Raw genomic sequence first — 14,937 nt, 5'->3', positions numbered from 1 at the left:
CTTTGCGCGTAAGAAAAGAAACGAAAAACAGCGCTTGAGCCTCCGGTCTGGAGGCTTTTTTATTTTTATGACCTCATTAAGAGACAAAAATTTTGAGGGCATAGTCGATAACAACTAAAAGGCCATCTGGCCGAAGGAAGAGGAAAACGATGTCACATCTTACTGAGCTGGTTGCAAATGCAAAAGCAGCCGTAGAAGAAGCCCAGGATGTTGCCGCGTTGGATTTGGTGCGAGTTGAATACCTGGGAAAAAAAGGCCATTTAACTCTCCAGATGTCATCGCTGCGTGACTTGTCTGCCGAGGAGCGTCCAGCGGCAGGGGCTGTTATTAACCAGGCAAAACAAGAAGTCCAGGAAGCTTTGAATGCACGTAAAGCCAAATTGGAAGCAGATGTTCTGAATGCCCGTCTGGCAGCAGAAAAAATTGATGTTTCATTGCCTGGCCGTCGTATGGAAAATGGCGGATTACATCCAGTCACTCGTACGATTGAACGAATTGAAACTTTCTTTGGTGAGTTAGGCTTTTCTGTTAAAGCTGGTCCGGAAATTGAAGACGACTACCATAACTTTGACGCGTTGAATATCCCTGCACATCATCCGGCTCGTGCTGATCACGACACATTTTGGTTTGATGCAAAACGTTTGCTACGTACGCAAACGTCAGGTGTTCAGATCCGCACAATGAAAGAGGGTCAGCCACCTATCCGCATCATTGCACCAGGTCGGGTATACCGGAATGATTACGATCAGACACATACCCCAATGTTCCATCAGATAGAAGGGTTGATTGTTGATAAGAATATCAGCTTCACCAATCTGAAGGGCACGTTGCATGACTTTTTGAATAACTTCTTTGAAGAAGATATGCAGGTTCGTTTCCGTCCATCCTATTTTCCGTTTACTGAACCATCCGCAGAAGTTGATGTGATGGGTAAAAATGGCAAATGGCTGGAAGTATTAGGCTGTGGCATGGTTCACCCGAACGTATTGCGTAATGTTGGCATTGATCCTGAAGTTTACTCTGGTTTTGCCTTTGGTATGGGAATGGAACGCTTGACGATGCTGCGTTATGGTGTCACCGATCTACGTGCTTTCTTCGAAAATGATTTGCGTTTCCTTAAACAGTTTAAATAAGGCGGGAATATTTCATGAAATTCAGTGAACTCTGGTTACGCGAATGGGCGAATCCTGCCATCAGTAGCGAAGAATTGTCTGATCAAATCACTATGGCGGGCTTGGAAGTTGATGGCGTTGAAAAAGTAGCTGGTCAATTTAATGGTGTTTTCGTCGGTGAAGTTGTTGAATGCGCTCAACATCCGAACGCAGACAAATTGCGCGTCACAAAAGTTAATGTTGGTGGTGATCGCCTCCTCGATATCGTCTGTGGTGCACCCAATTGCCGTCAGGGTCTGCGTGTAGCAGTTGCTACCGTTGGTGCTGTCTTGCCGGGTGATTTTAAAATTAAAGCGGCCAAATTACGTGGTGAGCCGTCAGAAGGCATGCTTTGCTCGCTTTCTGAGCTGGGAATTAGCAATGATCACGATGGTATTATTGAATTACCAGCTGATGCGCCAATTGGTGCCGATTTGCGCGACTACATGAAATTGGATGATAGTGCGATTGAAATCAGCATTACGCCGAACCGCGCAGACTGCTTGAGCATTCAGGGCGTTGCCCGCGATGTTGCCGTTATCAATAAATTGTCCATGAATGAGCCGGAAATTGAGCCTGTTAAACCGGCTACAGATGCGACATTCTCTATTCGTGTTGACGCACCAGAAGCTTGTCCGCGTTATTTAGGGCGAGTTATCAATAACGTCAATGTCGAAGCAGAAACGCCACTGTGGATGCGCGAAAAACTGCGTCGTGGTGGTGTTCGTTCTATCGATCCTGTTGTTGATGTCACTAATTACGTGTTGCTTGAGCTGGGTCAGCCATTGCACGCGTTCGATTTAGAGCGTTTAGACGGTTCTATTATTGTTCGTCTGGCAGAACAGGGTGAAAAATTAACCCTGCTGGATGGAAATGAAGTGGAACTTTCTGCTGATACGCTTGTGATTGCTGATGAAAAGCAACCACTTGCAATGGCAGGGATTTTTGGCGGCGAATATTCTGGTGTTAGTGCAAAAACACAGCATATTCTGCTGGAGTGTGCTTTCTTTGCACCATTGGCAATTACTGGCCGTGCCCGTCGTTATGGTTTGCATACAGATGCCTCTCATCGTTTCGAGCGTGGCGTTGATCCACAGTTGCAATTTAAAGCAATGGAATACGCAACACAGTTATTAGTTGCTATCTGTGGTGGGGAAGCTGGTGAGATTATCGATGTTACCAGTGACTCTCATTTACCAAAGCCAGCAACTATTACACTGACTCGTAATAAATTGGATCGTTTGATTGGTCATCATATTGCTGATGAGCAGGTAATGGACATCCTGAGCCGTCTGGGCTGTCAGGTAACAGTTCAGAATGGTAATTGGGAAGCAGTAGCTCCGAGCTGGCGTTTCGACATGCAGATTGAAGAAGATCTGGTTGAAGAAGTTGCCCGTATTTATGGCTACAACAATATTCCTGATGTACCTGTACGCGCTGATTTGATTATGACTTCACACCGTGAAGCTGATTTATCTCTTAAGCGCGTCAAAACTATGTTGGTGGACAAAGGTTATCAGGAAGTTATCACCTATAGCTTTGTTGATCCGAAGCTCCAGCAGCAATTACACCCGCAACAGGAAGCATTAATTCTGCCAAATCCAATTTCGGCTGATATGTCAGCAATGCGCTTGTCTTTGCTAACCGGATTGCTGACGACAGTTGCTTATAATCAGAACCGTCAGCAACACCGAGTGCGATTATTTGAATCAGGTCTACGTTTTGTGCCTGATGAAAGCGCAGAATATGGTATTCGTCAGGAATTGATGCTTGGTGGTGTAATCACCGGAAATCGTTTCGATGAGCATTGGTCGATTGAAAAACAAGCAGTTGACTTCTTCGATTTGAAAGGTGATTTAGAATCCGTTTTAGAATTGACGGGTAAACTATCCGAGATTTCCTTTAAAGCAGAAGAACATCCTGCCTTGCATCCCGGACAAAGTGCTGGGATTTATCTGGGAAATAAATACATTGGTTACATCGGGGTCGTTCATCCAGAGTTGGAACGTAAACTTGACTTGAATGGCCGCACCGTGGTATTCGAATTGTTGTGGGACAAACTTGCGGACCGCATAATTCCTGAAATGAAGGAAGTTTCTCGCTTCCCATCCAATCGCCGTGATATCGCGATAGTTGTGCCGGAAAATGTAGCTGCAGAAGATATTCTGGTTGAATGTAAGAAAGTTGGCGTAAATCATATAGTTGGCATAAACTTATTTGACGTGTATTGTGGTAAAGGTGTCGCGGAAGGCTATAAAAGCCTTGCTATTAGCTTAATCTTGCAGGATACCTCGCGTACACTGGAAGAAGAAGAGATTGCTGCGACCGTTAGCAAATGCGTTGCTGCATTAGAACAGCGATTCCAAGCATCCTTGAGGGACTGAACTTATGGCGCTTACTAAAGCTGAAATGTCAGAAAATCTGTTTGAAAAACTGGGTATTAGCAAACGTGACGCTAAAGATCTAGTGGAAATGTTCTTTGAAGAAGTGCGTCGTTCTTTGGAGAATGGGGAGCAGGTTAAGTTATCTGGATTTGGTAACTTTGATTTGAGAGATAAAAATCAACGTCCAGGTCGTAATCCGAAAACTGGCGAGGATATACCTATTACTGCTCGTCGGGTCGTCACCTTTCGCCCTGGGCAAAAGTTGAAGAGTCGGGTAGAAAAAGCGTTACCAAAAGAATAAAATATGAAAAGGCCGCGATTAAGCGGTCTTTTTCTTGCTCTTTATCCTGAATATTTTCACTTCTCATGTTATCAAAACATCGTTTACCGATTTATTCTGTCTCTGAACTTCTCATTCGTCAGAAAAAACGTGACTACCGAGTAATAGCTCTCCTGCTTATTTTATCTATTGGATTATTTATTTTATCGCTGTCTGCCGGTGAAATATGGTTTTGGCCAACTCAATGGCTGTCTGATTCCGCCCAGTTGTTTATTTGGCAGTTGAGATTGCCCAGGGCATTGGCAGTATTTGTCGTTGGCGCCAGTCTGGCGGTGTCAGGTGCAGTTATGCAGGCGTTATTTGAGAATCCTTTGGCCGAACCCGGATTATTGGGTGTCAGTAATGGGGCAGGGGTAGTGGTTGTTTTTTTGATCCTCATTTTTCATGGTATTGCCCCATTATGGCTATTAAGTGCTGGTGCGGTTTTAGGGGCACTTTTTATGACGGCAATTCTGTTGGGATTTGCTAAAAAGCACCAAATGACCAATGCACGTTTATTACTAATCGGGGTTGCTTTCGGAGTAGTATTTGGTGCTGTAATGACATGGATGGTTTATTTCAGTACCAGTCTCGACTTACGCCAATTGATGTATTGGATGATGGGTAGTTTCAGTGGTATTGACTGGCGCCAAATATGGCTGGTGATTGCATTGTGCCCGCTGATCCTTTGGTTAAGTAGAACAGGAAAAACACTTAATTACCTTTCTCTGGGTGAATTACAGGCACAGCAATTAGGGATCTCGCATTATAAGTGGCGTAATTTATTTGTATCCGCAGTGGGATTACTGGTTGGTTTGAGTGTGGCGCTTGCCGGAGCGATTAGTTTTATCGGATTAGTCATTCCCCATATTTTAAGGCTGATTGGTTTGACGGATCATAAAACGTTATTACCTGCCTGCACATTAGCCGGTGGCAGTTGTTTATTACTGGCAGATTTATTCTCTCGTTTATCTTTATCCCATGCTGAAATACCGATAGGGGTTGTTACAGCAACTCTGGGAGCACCTGTTTTTATCTGGTTATTATTGAAAGCGCCACGGATATAAAAAGCTTTAAAAAATGATGGGGAAGTACCAAAAAACGAGAATAGGGAAGATAGTATGATTCAGCTACCGCTTTTAATATTGGATAATGTTACTGTCAACAACAGACTGACTTCGCTGTCTGCTTCCGTCAAGGCTGGAGAGAAAGTTCATTTGGTCGGGCTGAATGGCTCAGGAAAAAGTACTTTGCTTGCGGCTATTGCCGGTGTTTTACCTCATGATGGCACGATTCACCTTAACGGCAAAAAATTAAGTGATTATCGGCAGAGGGAACTGGCGCAGTGTCGGGCGTGGTTCTCTCAGTCGGTTTCAGCTCCCGCCATGCCTGTTTTTCAATATCTGGATATGTATCGCCCTGAGTCGGCCTCCCTGCCTGAAGGTGAAAAGGTATTACATGAAATTTGTCAGCAACTGAAACTGACGGCGTTACTGGCTTCAACGATTGGACAATTATCTGGAGGTGAGTGGCAGCGGGTGAGATTAGCGGGCGCTTTTTTGCAGGTATGGCCTGAACTTAATCCGGTAGGGAAATTGCTGTTGCTTGATGAGCCGACTAATAATCTTGATATCACACAGCAAGCTATTTTAGATAAATTAATTAACCAATTTTGTGTATTGGGTGGGACAGTTTTATTGAGTAGCCATGATCTTAATCACACTTATGAACAGGCCGACAATGTATGGTTGCTCGCTCGTGGTGAGTTGATTATGTCTGGTCGACCACATAATGTGATGAATGAAAGAAATTTATCCGAAATTTTTGAAGTAAATATTAGACATATCCAAAATACTGGCTATAAATTATGGAGGGTAGATCATCTCTAATCTTCAAAGGTAGAAATCACTTTGGATGATTGTTTTTTTCACTCTTTTTTTGTTGATTGCCCTCAGTTTGTTTGCTTGTTGATATTTTGTTTATGAAGTGTTCGTCAGAATGTCTTCCAATTATAATATGAGTCAGGCTACGCAAGGCGATTATGAATAATTCTTTACCATTCTCCCGTCCATCGATTGGGCGTGAAGAGATTGAGGCAGTAGAACAGGTTTTACGTTCAGGTTGGATTACTACGGGGCCACAAAACCAGCAACTAGAACAGAATTTTGCCCAAATGTTTGGTTGCAGGCATGCTATTGCCCTGTATTCTGCTACGGCCGGGATGCACTTGGCATTATTGGCATTGAAAATAGGCCCCGGCGATGAAGTTATCACACCTTCCCAAACCTGGGTTTCTACCATTAATATGATTTGCCTGTCAGGCGCTGAACCGGTCATGGTCGATGTTGATCGTGATACATTGATGGTCAGTGCGGAAACGGTTAGACAGGCGATTACTCCGAAAACTAAAGCGATTATTCCAGTCCACTATGCTGGTGCTCCCTGTGACCTTGATGCTTTACGTGTGGTTGCAGAAGAGGCGGGCATTCCCTTAATTGAAGATGCGGCTCATGCAGTAGGAACCCGCTATAAAAATGAATGGGTAGGTGAGCGAGGAACCGCTATTTTCTCTTTCCACGCTATCAAAAACATGACATGCGCTGAAGGTGGCATGTTTGTTACAGATAATGATGAGCTGGCGCAAAAAATCCGCAGTCTGAAATTCCACGGTCTGGCTGTTGATGCGTTTGATCGGCAGATTCAGGGCCGGAAGCCACAGGCTGAGGTCATTGAACCAGGTTTCAAATACAACCTGTCAGATATTCATGCGGCCATAGCGGTTGTTCAGTTAGGGAAACTGGCATCTATGAATGCCCGCCGTCGGGAGCTGGTGGCCCGTTATACCTCTGCTCTTCATGATTCTCCTCTAAAAATACTGAGTGTTCCTGAATATGAACACCAGCATTCTCATCACTTATTTATGGTACGAGTTGATCAAACAGTCTGCGGTATTGACCGTGACACTTTCATGGCTCGTTTGAAAGAACGCAATATTGGCTCAGGGTTACATTTCAGAGCGGCACATACACAAAAATATTATCGGGAACGCTATCCAACTCTGTCTCTGCCTGAATCTGAATGGAATTCAGCGACACTTTGTTCGTTACCCCTTTTTCCAGATATGAGTAACGACGATGTGGATCGGGTTGTTAATGCGGTATTGGAAATTATTGCGGAGTAAAAACAGTGGGATTTGAAGAAATTAGAAAAGTTTCGGTGGTTATTCCTGTTTATAACGAAGAAGAAAGTCTGCCTCAATTATTAAAAAGAACTATCTCTGCCTGCCAGCAACTCAATCAGGAATATGAATTAATTCTGGTGGATGATGGCAGCCGTGACAGCTCTGTGGAGATTTTAACCCGGGCAGCTGAAGATCCCGAAAGTTATGTCATTGCAATTTTGCTGAACCGTAATTATGGGCAACATTCTGCAATTATGGCGGGGTTCCATCAGGCAAGCGGTGATCTTGTTATCACACTTGATGCGGATTTGCAGAACCCGCCAGAAGAGATCCCCCGTTTAGTGAAGGTTGCTGAGGAGGGATATGATGTTGTCGGTACACGCCGTGCCAACCGACAGGATTCATGGTTCCGTAAAACGGCCTCTAAAATGATCAACGCAATGATAACGAAAGTGACGGGGCGCTCTATGGGCGACTACGGCTGTATGTTGCGTGCATATCGCCGCCATATTGTGCGAGCGATGTTGCAATGCCATGAGCGCAGTACATTTATTCCTATTCTTGCCAATACATTCGCTCGCCGAACGACTGAAATTGATGTAACTCATGCAGAACGCGAATTCGGTGATTCCAAATACAGTTTTATGAAGTTGATAAATCTGATGTATGACCTGCTGACCTGCCTGACGACAGCACCGTTACGGTTATTGAGTGTAGTGGGAAGTATTATTGCCGTAACGGGTTTTCTGTTGGCTGTATTACTGATCGCTTTGCGCCTGATTTTTGGTGCTATATGGGCTGCTGAAGGCGTCTTTACCCTATTTGCTATTCTTTTTATGTTTATTGGCGCTCAATTCGTCGCAATGGGGTTACTCGGAGAATATATCGGTCGCATATATAACGATGTTCGTGCCCGCCCACGTTACTTTATTCAAAAAGTGGTCGGAGATAAAAAGACCAACGATAATCAGGAAGAAAAAGAATGAAAGCAGTGATTTTTGCCTACCATGATATTGGTTGCGCCGGACTTAATGCATTAGTGAAAGCAGGTTTCGATATTCGGGCTATCTTTACACATGTAGATGATCCAAATGAAAATAATTTTTTCTCTTCTGTAGCTCGTGCAGGTGCGGATCTAGGTTTATCTGTATTTGCGCCGGAAAATGTGAATCACCCGCTTTGGGTTGAACATATTCGTGAAATGCAGCCGGATATTATCTTTTCATTTTATTATCGCGATATGCTCAGCCAGGATATTTTATCATTGGCAAAAAAAGGCGCGTTTAATCTGCATGGCTCTTTGCTACCAAAATATCGTGGTCGTGCCCCGGTTAACTGGGCTATCTTAAATGGTGAGACAGAAACCGGTGTGACATTACATAAAATGTCTGCAAAGGCCGATGCCGGAGATGTTGTTGCACAACAGGCCGTACAGATTGAGAAAACTGATACTTCATTGATCGTACATGGGAAAATCCGTGAAGCAGCAACTGAATTACTGAATGATATTCTGCCTCGCTTTAAAGCAGATAATTACCTTTCAATCCCACAGGATGAAAGTCAGGCTACTTATTTTGGTCGCAGAACCGCTGAAGATGGTGAAATTTTCTGGCATAAATCGGCTGAAGAGATCAATAACCTTGTCCGGGCAGTGACAGAACCTTATCCCGGTGCATTTACTTTTCTCGGTGAGCGAAAAATTACGATCTGGCGCTCAGCTCCACTGAATACAACACACGATAAACAGGCCGGAACAGTGCTCTCCACCGACCCGCTGGTTATTGCGTGTGGAACAGGCGCTCTGGAAATTGTTAGTGGGCAGAGCGAATCAGGCATCTACGTCCAGGGTAGCCGACTTGCTCAGGAGATGGGTATAGTTACCGGTGTTCAGGTTGGGCAGAAAGCCACCGCACAGACCCCCCGCCGTAAGCGAGTTTTGATTCTGGGAGTAAATGGCTTTATCGGTAATCATTTGACAGAACGTCTGCTGAATGATGGTAATTATGATATTTACGGCATGGATATTGGCTCTTCTGCGATAGAGCGCTTTATTGGTAGCCCTCATTTTCATTTTATTGAAGGTGATGTCAGTATTCACACTGAGTGGATTGAATATCACATCAAAAAATGTGATGTTATTCTGCCGTTAGTCGCCATCGCTACGCCTATCGAATATACCCGTAATCCACTGCGTGTATTTGAGTTGGATTTTGAAGAAAACCTGAAAATTGTTCGTTATTGTGTGAAATATAACAAGCGGATTATTTTCCCGTCTACTTCCGAAGTTTATGGCATGTGTGATGATAAGGAATTCGATGAGGACACGTCACGCCTTATCGTGGGACCAATTAATAAACAACGCTGGATCTATTCCGTATCCAAACAATTACTTGATCGTGTTATCTGGGCATACGGCGAAAAAGAAGGTTTGAAATTTACCCTGTTCCGCCCATTTAACTGGATGGGACCTCGGTTGGATAATTTAAACTCAGCACGTATTGGCAGCTCCAGAGCAATTACTCAGTTAATTTTAAATCTGGTTGAAGGCTCCCCGATAAAATTAGTTGATGGCGGAGAGCAAAAACGCTGTTTTACTGATATTCATGATGGGATTGAAGCGCTGTTCAGAATTATTGAAAACAAAAATGGCTTATGTGATGGGCGGATTATTAATATCGGTAATCCGACGAATGAAGCCAGTATTCGTCAATTAGCTGAAATATTGCTGAATAGTTTTGAAAAACACGAATTACGCGGGAATTTTCCTCCTTTTGCCGGATTTAAAAAAATCGAAAGCAGCAGTTATTACGGCCAAGGCTATCAGGATGTTGAGCATCGTAAGCCCAGTATTAAAAATGCGGAACGCCTGCTGGGGTGGAAGCCCACTATCGGTATGGAACAGACGATCGATGAGACACTGGATTTCTTCTTGCGTGATGCTGTGCAGGAACTGAAAAGGAAAAAGCAACATACAGGATAAATATGATGCAAAAAGTGGGCTTAAGAATTGACGTAGACACTTATCAGGGCACCAAGGAAGGTGTACCGCGTTTACTTAAAATTTTACAGCGTCATTATATTCAGGCCAGTTTTTTTTTCAGTGTTGGCCCGGATAATATGGGGCGTCATTTGTGGCGGCTGCTGAAACCTAAATTTTTGTGGAAGATGTTGAGATCAAACGCTGTTTCTCTGTATGGCCCGGATATTCTATTAGCGGGTACCGCTTGGCCGGGAAAGAAAATTGCAAAAGATTTGGGTCATTTGATGAAACAGACGATAGAGGAAGGTCATGAGGTGGGTCTGCATGCCTGGGATCATCAAAGCTGGCAGGCGAAAGTAGGTCGTTGGTCAGGATCAGAATTAGCAGAACAGATACAGCTTGGTGTTGATGCCTTAGAAAAGGAGACAGGGCAGGCTGTAACATGTTCGGCTGTTGCTGGCTGGCGCGCAGATGAGCGGGTGCTGGTGGCTAAACAGCAATTTGGTTTTGATTACAACAGTGATTGCCGTGGAACACATCCATTCAGGCCACTTTTGCCTGATGGAAGTTTAGGAACCGTTCAAATCCCGGTGACATTGCCAACTTATGATGAAGTTATCGGCACACAGGTCAGTGATATCAATTTTAACCATTTTATTCTGGATTCCATTCAAAATGCCCGCGGTGTTCCTGTTTATACCATTCACGCAGAAGTTGAAGGAATGTCTAAATCATCACAATTTGAGGCACTATTGGATATGCTGCATCAGCAAGATATTCAGTTTTGTAAATTAGGTCATTTACTACCTGAAAACCCGGAAACATTGCCAGTTGGGAGAATTGTTCGTTCCGATTTTCCTGGCCGTGAAGGCTGGTTAGGTTGCCAACAAGAGGTATAAAGAAATATGTCGAATGTTCGAATGAGTAGAGCCGGGGCCGTTTTAATGGCTCTTTTTTTTATCTTTACTTACTTGCTCCCTTTGAATGGACGTCTTTTATGGCAACCAGATGAAACTCGATATGCTGAAATCAGCCGGGATATGTTACAGCGTGGTGATTGGATCGTGCCTCATTTTCTGGGTATCCGTTATTTTGAAAAACCAGTAGCAGGATATTGGATAAATAACATTAGCCAGTGGATTTTTGGCGATAGCAATTTCGCAGTGCGTTTTGGCTCAGTATTCAGCATTATGCTCAGCGCATTTTTTCTTTATCGATTAGCCATGATGATGTGGCAGTGCCGTCAGACAGCCTTTATCTCCTGTCTGATTTATATCTCCATGTTCATTGTGTTTTCTATAGGGACTTATAGTGTTCTCGATCCTATGTTTTCATTGTGGGTCACGGCAGGAATTGTCAGCTGCTATTGGGCACTGAAAGCCAGCAGTAGCCGAGAGCGGTTTTTTGCCTGGTTTGTGCTGGGTATAACCTGTGGTATGGCTTTTATGACAAAAGGCTTTCTGGCATTGGTTCTGCCGGTGATCTCGATGATACCAGTCACGATATACCAAAAACGTTTTCTGGAGATGCTCCGTTTTGGTCCGATTGCCGTTATCGGCGCTGTTTTAATTAGTCTGCCATGGGTGATTGCGGTTGCTGTTCGGGAGCCTGATTATTGGCATTATTTTTTCTGGATAGAACATATACAGCGTTTTGCTTCCGAGAATGCACAACATGCATCACCATTCTGGTTTTATCTGCCGATAGTGATTTTGGGTGTCATCCCGTGGTTAGGATTATTACCCGGTGCATTATTTACCGGCTGGAAAGCGAAGAAAAATCATCCTGAAATGTTTTTTCTTTTATGCTGGTTCTGTATTCCTTTGATATTTTTCAGTATATCGAGAGGGAAATTACTGACCTATATCTTGCCATGTATGGGGCCTTTAGCATTGATGATGGCAAAATACGCCGTTGATAGTATGAGGAATGGCAAAATAAAGGCATTGAAGTTTAATGGGTTAGTCAATGTTTTCATTGGACTGATTGCAATACTGGCACTGGTATTTTTGGAGATATTTCCCAAAAATCCTCTTTATCAGTCTAATGAATTACATAAATGGGTATTAGGAATTTTGACATTTGCTGTCTGGGGTATCGTCGGATATTTCTGTTTCAGACATAACGGTAAGCACTGGCAATGGGCCGCAGCATGTTCAATTATGCTTAGCTTATCAATAGGTAGCGCACTGCCTGATAAAACGATTAATTCCAAACTTCCACAGGATTTCATCCAACAATACGAAAAAGAATTAGCAGAAAGTAAATATATTTTATCGGCATCCGTTGGGGTAGGGGCGGCACTGGCGTGGGAATTAAAACGCAATGATATCTATTTATTCCAAAACAAGGGTGAACTGGCGTATGGATTGGATTATCCAGATAGCCAAAACCGATATATAACACTAGAGCAATTCCCCGTTTGGCTGGCCAGCGCACGGAAAGATGGTCAGGTTGCCGTTGTTTTTTTATTATCGTCAAAAGGGAAACTGCCTGAGTTACCCAAACCGGATCTTGTACAGCGAAAATCCCGTTTTGTTCTTGTTATTTATAAGAAGCAACCATGATGAACAGTAGTGCAGGATTATTGATACTCGTTAGTTTATTAACCTGTGCAGGACAAATTTGTCAGAAACAAGCGGTTATCTGCTGGGGAAAAAAGACTCCCTATAAAACATCACTCGTGGCGGTATGGCTAGTGGCTGCTATGCTTCTTTTGGGAGCCGGAATGGTATTCTGGCTGCGATTACTACAATTTTTACCGCTCAGCATCGCCTATCCGATGCTGAGCATTAATTTTGTGGTAATAACATCGATCGGGCAATTTTTGTATAAGGAGAAAGTAGGGTTAAAACACTGGATCGGTGTTTTAGCCATTATGTCGGGGATCTTGTTAATGAGTCTGAATCAATGAAGGGGTATTTTTGGGGAGTAGCAAATGTTTTACTAGTTACGGGCGCGCAGCTATTTTTGAAGTGGGGAATGGCTCGGTTACCTGAACTATCCTTATTGCTACATTGGTTCAATATAGACTGGTTGTGGCTGAATCTTAATCCTTTGCTGGTAGTGATGGCAGGGCTTGCCAGTTACGCATTATCTATGTTCTGCTGGTTTTTTACTTTGAAATATCTGCCATTGAATAAAGCGTATCCACTGTTAAGCCTGAGTTACATTTTTGTTTATTTAATGGCGGTATTATTACCTTGGTTTAATGAAAATACCTCACCATTAAAAACGATAGGCATCTTGCTCATTCTATTCGGTGTTTGGTTTATTAGCAGGCCAGAAAGCAGGAGGGCTGATTGATGTCACTAAAAATCAGGCATTTATGTCTGCTACTGAGTCTGTTACTTATTGGTTGTTCTAACCCTGTTTCGCAATCGAATCTACCCCCATTGCGAGCAGCTTTGTCTGATCCAATTATGGTTATCGCAAAATTAAAAGAGCAGCTTGAACAATGGCAGGGGACACCTTACCGCTATGGAGGTATGGATCGGCGAGGGGTGGATTGCTCAGGTTTTGTTTATCGTACTTTTCATGATCGCTTTAATATCCTCCTTCCACGGACAACAAATCAGCAAACTCAACTGGGAACCCGGATCAGCAAAAAGGATTTGATGCCGGGTGATCTGGTATTTTTCAAAACCGGTAGTGGCGCTAACGGATTACATGTTGGGATTTATGATATCAATAATGAATTTATTCATGCCTCTACCAGCAATGGTGTTATGCGTTCCTCTCTTGATAATGTTTATTGGCAGCGTGTATTTTGGCAAGCCCGCAGAATATGACCACGACCTGAATCACCAATTTAATCTGAGCGTTATGATATCCTAAAGCATTGTTTTTCTTTGTCTGGAGACAAATAATGTCTAGATTACGATTGCTGCTGTCTGATTCTTATGATCCCTGGTTTAATCTCGCTGTTGAAGAATGTATTTTTCGGCAAATGTCACCAGAGCAGAGTGTTTTGTTCCTATGGCGCAATGCCAATACAGTTGTCATAGGGCGTGCGCAAAATCCGTGGAAGGAATGTAATACGCGGCGCATGGAGCAGGATGGTGTAAAGCTAGCCCGGCGCAGTAGTGGCGGTGGTGCCGTTTTTCATGATTTGGGGAATACCTGTTTTACCTTTATGGCTGGTAAGCCAGCCTATAACAAAGAGATTTCTACTCAGATTATTCTGGACGGACTAAAAAAATCAGGTATTCATGCGATGGTTTCTGGTCGTAATGATCTGGTTTTATCATCTCCGGAAGGAGAGCGTAAAATTTCAGGCTCTGCATATCGGGAAACTAAAGATCGCGGATTTCATCATGGGACGTTGCTGATTAATGCAGATTTGAACCGCCTTGCTGATTATCTCAACCCTGATCCTAAAAAATTACAGGCTAAAGGCATTACTTCTGTTCGTTCCAGAGTGGCAAACCTGTCAGATTTGTTGCCAGACATCACACATGAAAAAATATGTGCGGGGATCACCGATGCGTTTTTTGAGTATTTTGGTGAAGTGGTAGAGCCGGAAATTATTTCACCGCAAGAGTTACCAAATTTACCCAGTTTTGTTGATGTTTTTAAGAAGCAAAGTAGCTGGGAATGGAACTTCGGGCAGGCCCCCGCATTCAGCCATACACTGGATACCCGGTTTTCTTGGGGAGGTGTTGAGTTACATGTTGATATTGAGCATGGAGTTATCAGTCGTTGCCAAATTTTCACTGACAGTCTCGAACCCGCACCACTTGAAGTACTGGCAGAAAAACTGACAGGTGTGCTATATCAGTCAGAAGCTGTTGAGCAGATAATTCAAGCTATCAGAGAACAATACCCCTTACTGGATGCGGAGTTGCAGCAATTTTCATATTGGTTGGTGAATGAACTGAGATAGGAAATAATTGGCAGAGGTTAGACCTAAAAGAAGGTCA

Annotated in this window: 14 protein-coding genes and 1 other annotated feature (1 of these 15 only partly in view); all 14 genes read left to right on the top strand. The window is 43.5% G+C overall.

Annotated features, from left to right (window positions below):
- Positions 1-64 (top strand) — a sequence feature (Phe leader region) (it extends 61 nt beyond the left edge of the window).
- 85 nt (positions 65-149) lie between these two features.
- Positions 150-1,133: a phenylalanine--tRNA ligase subunit alpha gene (gene pheS, locus AACS92_RS00615; protein ID WP_099108186.1), complete on the top strand. Its 984-nt coding sequence runs from the start codon at positions 150-152 to the stop codon at positions 1,131-1,133.
- A gap of 14 nt (positions 1,134-1,147) precedes the next feature.
- The gene (gene pheT, locus AACS92_RS00610) at positions 1,148-3,535 is read left to right on the top strand and encodes a phenylalanine--tRNA ligase subunit beta (RefSeq protein WP_099108185.1); all 2,388 of its coding nucleotides are present in this window, start codon (positions 1,148-1,150) and stop codon (positions 3,533-3,535) included.
- A 4-nt stretch (positions 3,536-3,539) separates the two neighbouring features.
- On the top strand, positions 3,540-3,836 hold the full coding sequence (ihfA, locus tag AACS92_RS00605; RefSeq protein WP_086953402.1) for an integration host factor subunit alpha: 297 nt from the start codon (positions 3,540-3,542) through the stop codon (positions 3,834-3,836).
- Between the two features lie 65 nt (positions 3,837-3,901).
- Positions 3,902-4,921 carry a vitamin B12 ABC transporter permease BtuC gene (gene btuC / locus AACS92_RS00600; RefSeq protein WP_099108184.1) on the top strand — a complete coding sequence of 340 codons (1,020 nt, stop codon included), beginning with the start codon at positions 3,902-3,904 and terminating at the stop codon, positions 4,919-4,921.
- Between the two features lie 54 nt (positions 4,922-4,975).
- Complete coding sequence (btuD, locus tag AACS92_RS00595) at positions 4,976-5,743, top strand: vitamin B12 ABC transporter ATP-binding protein BtuD (RefSeq protein WP_099108183.1); 768 nt, start codon at positions 4,976-4,978, stop codon at positions 5,741-5,743.
- 152 nt (positions 5,744-5,895) lie between these two features.
- Positions 5,896-7,035 carry a UDP-4-amino-4-deoxy-L-arabinose aminotransferase gene (arnB, locus tag AACS92_RS00590; RefSeq protein ID WP_099108182.1) on the top strand — a complete coding sequence of 380 codons (1,140 nt, stop codon included), beginning with the start codon at positions 5,896-5,898 and terminating at the stop codon, positions 7,033-7,035.
- Positions 7,036-7,040: 5 nt separating this feature from the next.
- Positions 7,041-8,021, top strand: coding sequence for an undecaprenyl-phosphate 4-deoxy-4-formamido-L-arabinose transferase (gene arnC, locus AACS92_RS00585; protein ID WP_099108181.1), 981 nt, complete (start codon positions 7,041-7,043; stop codon positions 8,019-8,021).
- The gene (arnA, locus tag AACS92_RS00580; protein WP_099108180.1) at positions 8,018-10,015 is read left to right on the top strand and encodes a bifunctional UDP-4-amino-4-deoxy-L-arabinose formyltransferase/UDP-glucuronic acid oxidase ArnA; all 1,998 of its coding nucleotides are present in this window, start codon (positions 8,018-8,020) and stop codon (positions 10,013-10,015) included. Before arnC ends, arnA begins: the two co-directional genes overlap by 4 nt.
- A gap of 5 nt (positions 10,016-10,020) precedes the next feature.
- Entirely contained in the window at positions 10,021-10,914 is an 894-nt protein-coding gene (gene arnD / locus AACS92_RS00575; protein ID WP_099108308.1) for a 4-deoxy-4-formamido-L-arabinose-phosphoundecaprenol deformylase, read from the top strand.
- A 6-nt stretch (positions 10,915-10,920) separates the two neighbouring features.
- A complete protein-coding gene (gene arnT, locus AACS92_RS00570; protein ID WP_099108179.1) occupies positions 10,921-12,582 on the top strand; it encodes a lipid IV(A) 4-amino-4-deoxy-L-arabinosyltransferase in 1,662 nt (553 codons plus the stop codon).
- The gene (arnE, locus tag AACS92_RS00565) at positions 12,582-12,929 is read left to right on the top strand and encodes a 4-amino-4-deoxy-L-arabinose-phosphoundecaprenol flippase subunit ArnE (RefSeq protein ID WP_099108307.1); all 348 of its coding nucleotides are present in this window, start codon (positions 12,582-12,584) and stop codon (positions 12,927-12,929) included. Before arnT ends, arnE begins: the two co-directional genes overlap by 1 nt.
- On the top strand, positions 12,926-13,321 hold the full coding sequence (gene arnF, locus AACS92_RS00560; RefSeq protein WP_099108178.1) for a 4-amino-4-deoxy-L-arabinose-phosphoundecaprenol flippase subunit ArnF: 396 nt from the start codon (positions 12,926-12,928) through the stop codon (positions 13,319-13,321). Before arnE ends, arnF begins: the two co-directional genes overlap by 4 nt.
- Positions 13,321-13,806, top strand: coding sequence for a C40 family peptidase (locus AACS92_RS00555; protein ID WP_099108177.1), 486 nt, complete (start codon positions 13,321-13,323; stop codon positions 13,804-13,806). Before arnF ends, AACS92_RS00555 begins: the two co-directional genes overlap by 1 nt.
- Before the next feature lie 77 nt (positions 13,807-13,883).
- A complete protein-coding gene (locus AACS92_RS00550) occupies positions 13,884-14,900 on the top strand; it encodes a lipoate--protein ligase A (protein WP_099108176.1) in 1,017 nt (338 codons plus the stop codon).
- Positions 14,901-14,937 lie beyond the last annotated feature (37 nt).

It is taken from the genome of Xenorhabdus sp. KJ12.1, assembly GCF_963876495.1.
GTDB lineage: Bacteria > Pseudomonadota > Gammaproteobacteria > Enterobacterales > Enterobacteriaceae > Xenorhabdus > Xenorhabdus stockiae.
Note: the sequence above shows the minus strand (reverse complement) of the source record. Positions and strands in the feature narration are given on the sequence as shown.

Excerpts from the sequence above, each read along its gene's own strand:
- pheS (WP_099108186.1), top strand. The coding sequence starts at position 150 with ATGTCACATCTTACTGAGCTGGTTGCAAATGCAAAAGCAGCCGTAGAA.
- pheT (WP_099108185.1), top strand. The coding sequence starts at position 1,148 with ATGAAATTCAGTGAACTCTGGTTACGCGAATGGGCGAATCCTGCCATC.
- ihfA (WP_086953402.1), top strand. The coding sequence starts at position 3,540 with ATGGCGCTTACTAAAGCTGAAATGTCAGAAAATCTGTTTGAAAAACTG.
- btuC (WP_099108184.1), top strand. The coding sequence starts at position 3,902 with ATGTTATCAAAACATCGTTTACCGATTTATTCTGTCTCTGAACTTCTC.
- btuD (WP_099108183.1), top strand. The coding sequence starts at position 4,976 with ATGATTCAGCTACCGCTTTTAATATTGGATAATGTTACTGTCAACAAC.
- arnB (WP_099108182.1), top strand. The coding sequence starts at position 5,896 with ATGAATAATTCTTTACCATTCTCCCGTCCATCGATTGGGCGTGAAGAG.
- arnA (WP_099108180.1), top strand. The coding sequence starts at position 8,018 with ATGAAAGCAGTGATTTTTGCCTACCATGATATTGGTTGCGCCGGACTT.
- arnD (WP_099108308.1), top strand. The coding sequence starts at position 10,021 with ATGCAAAAAGTGGGCTTAAGAATTGACGTAGACACTTATCAGGGCACC.
- arnT (WP_099108179.1), top strand. The coding sequence starts at position 10,921 with ATGTCGAATGTTCGAATGAGTAGAGCCGGGGCCGTTTTAATGGCTCTT.
- arnE (WP_099108307.1), top strand. The coding sequence starts at position 12,582 with ATGAACAGTAGTGCAGGATTATTGATACTCGTTAGTTTATTAACCTGT.
- arnF (WP_099108178.1), top strand. The coding sequence starts at position 12,926 with ATGAAGGGGTATTTTTGGGGAGTAGCAAATGTTTTACTAGTTACGGGC.
- AACS92_RS00555 (WP_099108177.1), top strand. The coding sequence starts at position 13,321 with ATGTCACTAAAAATCAGGCATTTATGTCTGCTACTGAGTCTGTTACTT.
- AACS92_RS00550 (WP_099108176.1), top strand. The coding sequence starts at position 13,884 with ATGTCTAGATTACGATTGCTGCTGTCTGATTCTTATGATCCCTGGTTT.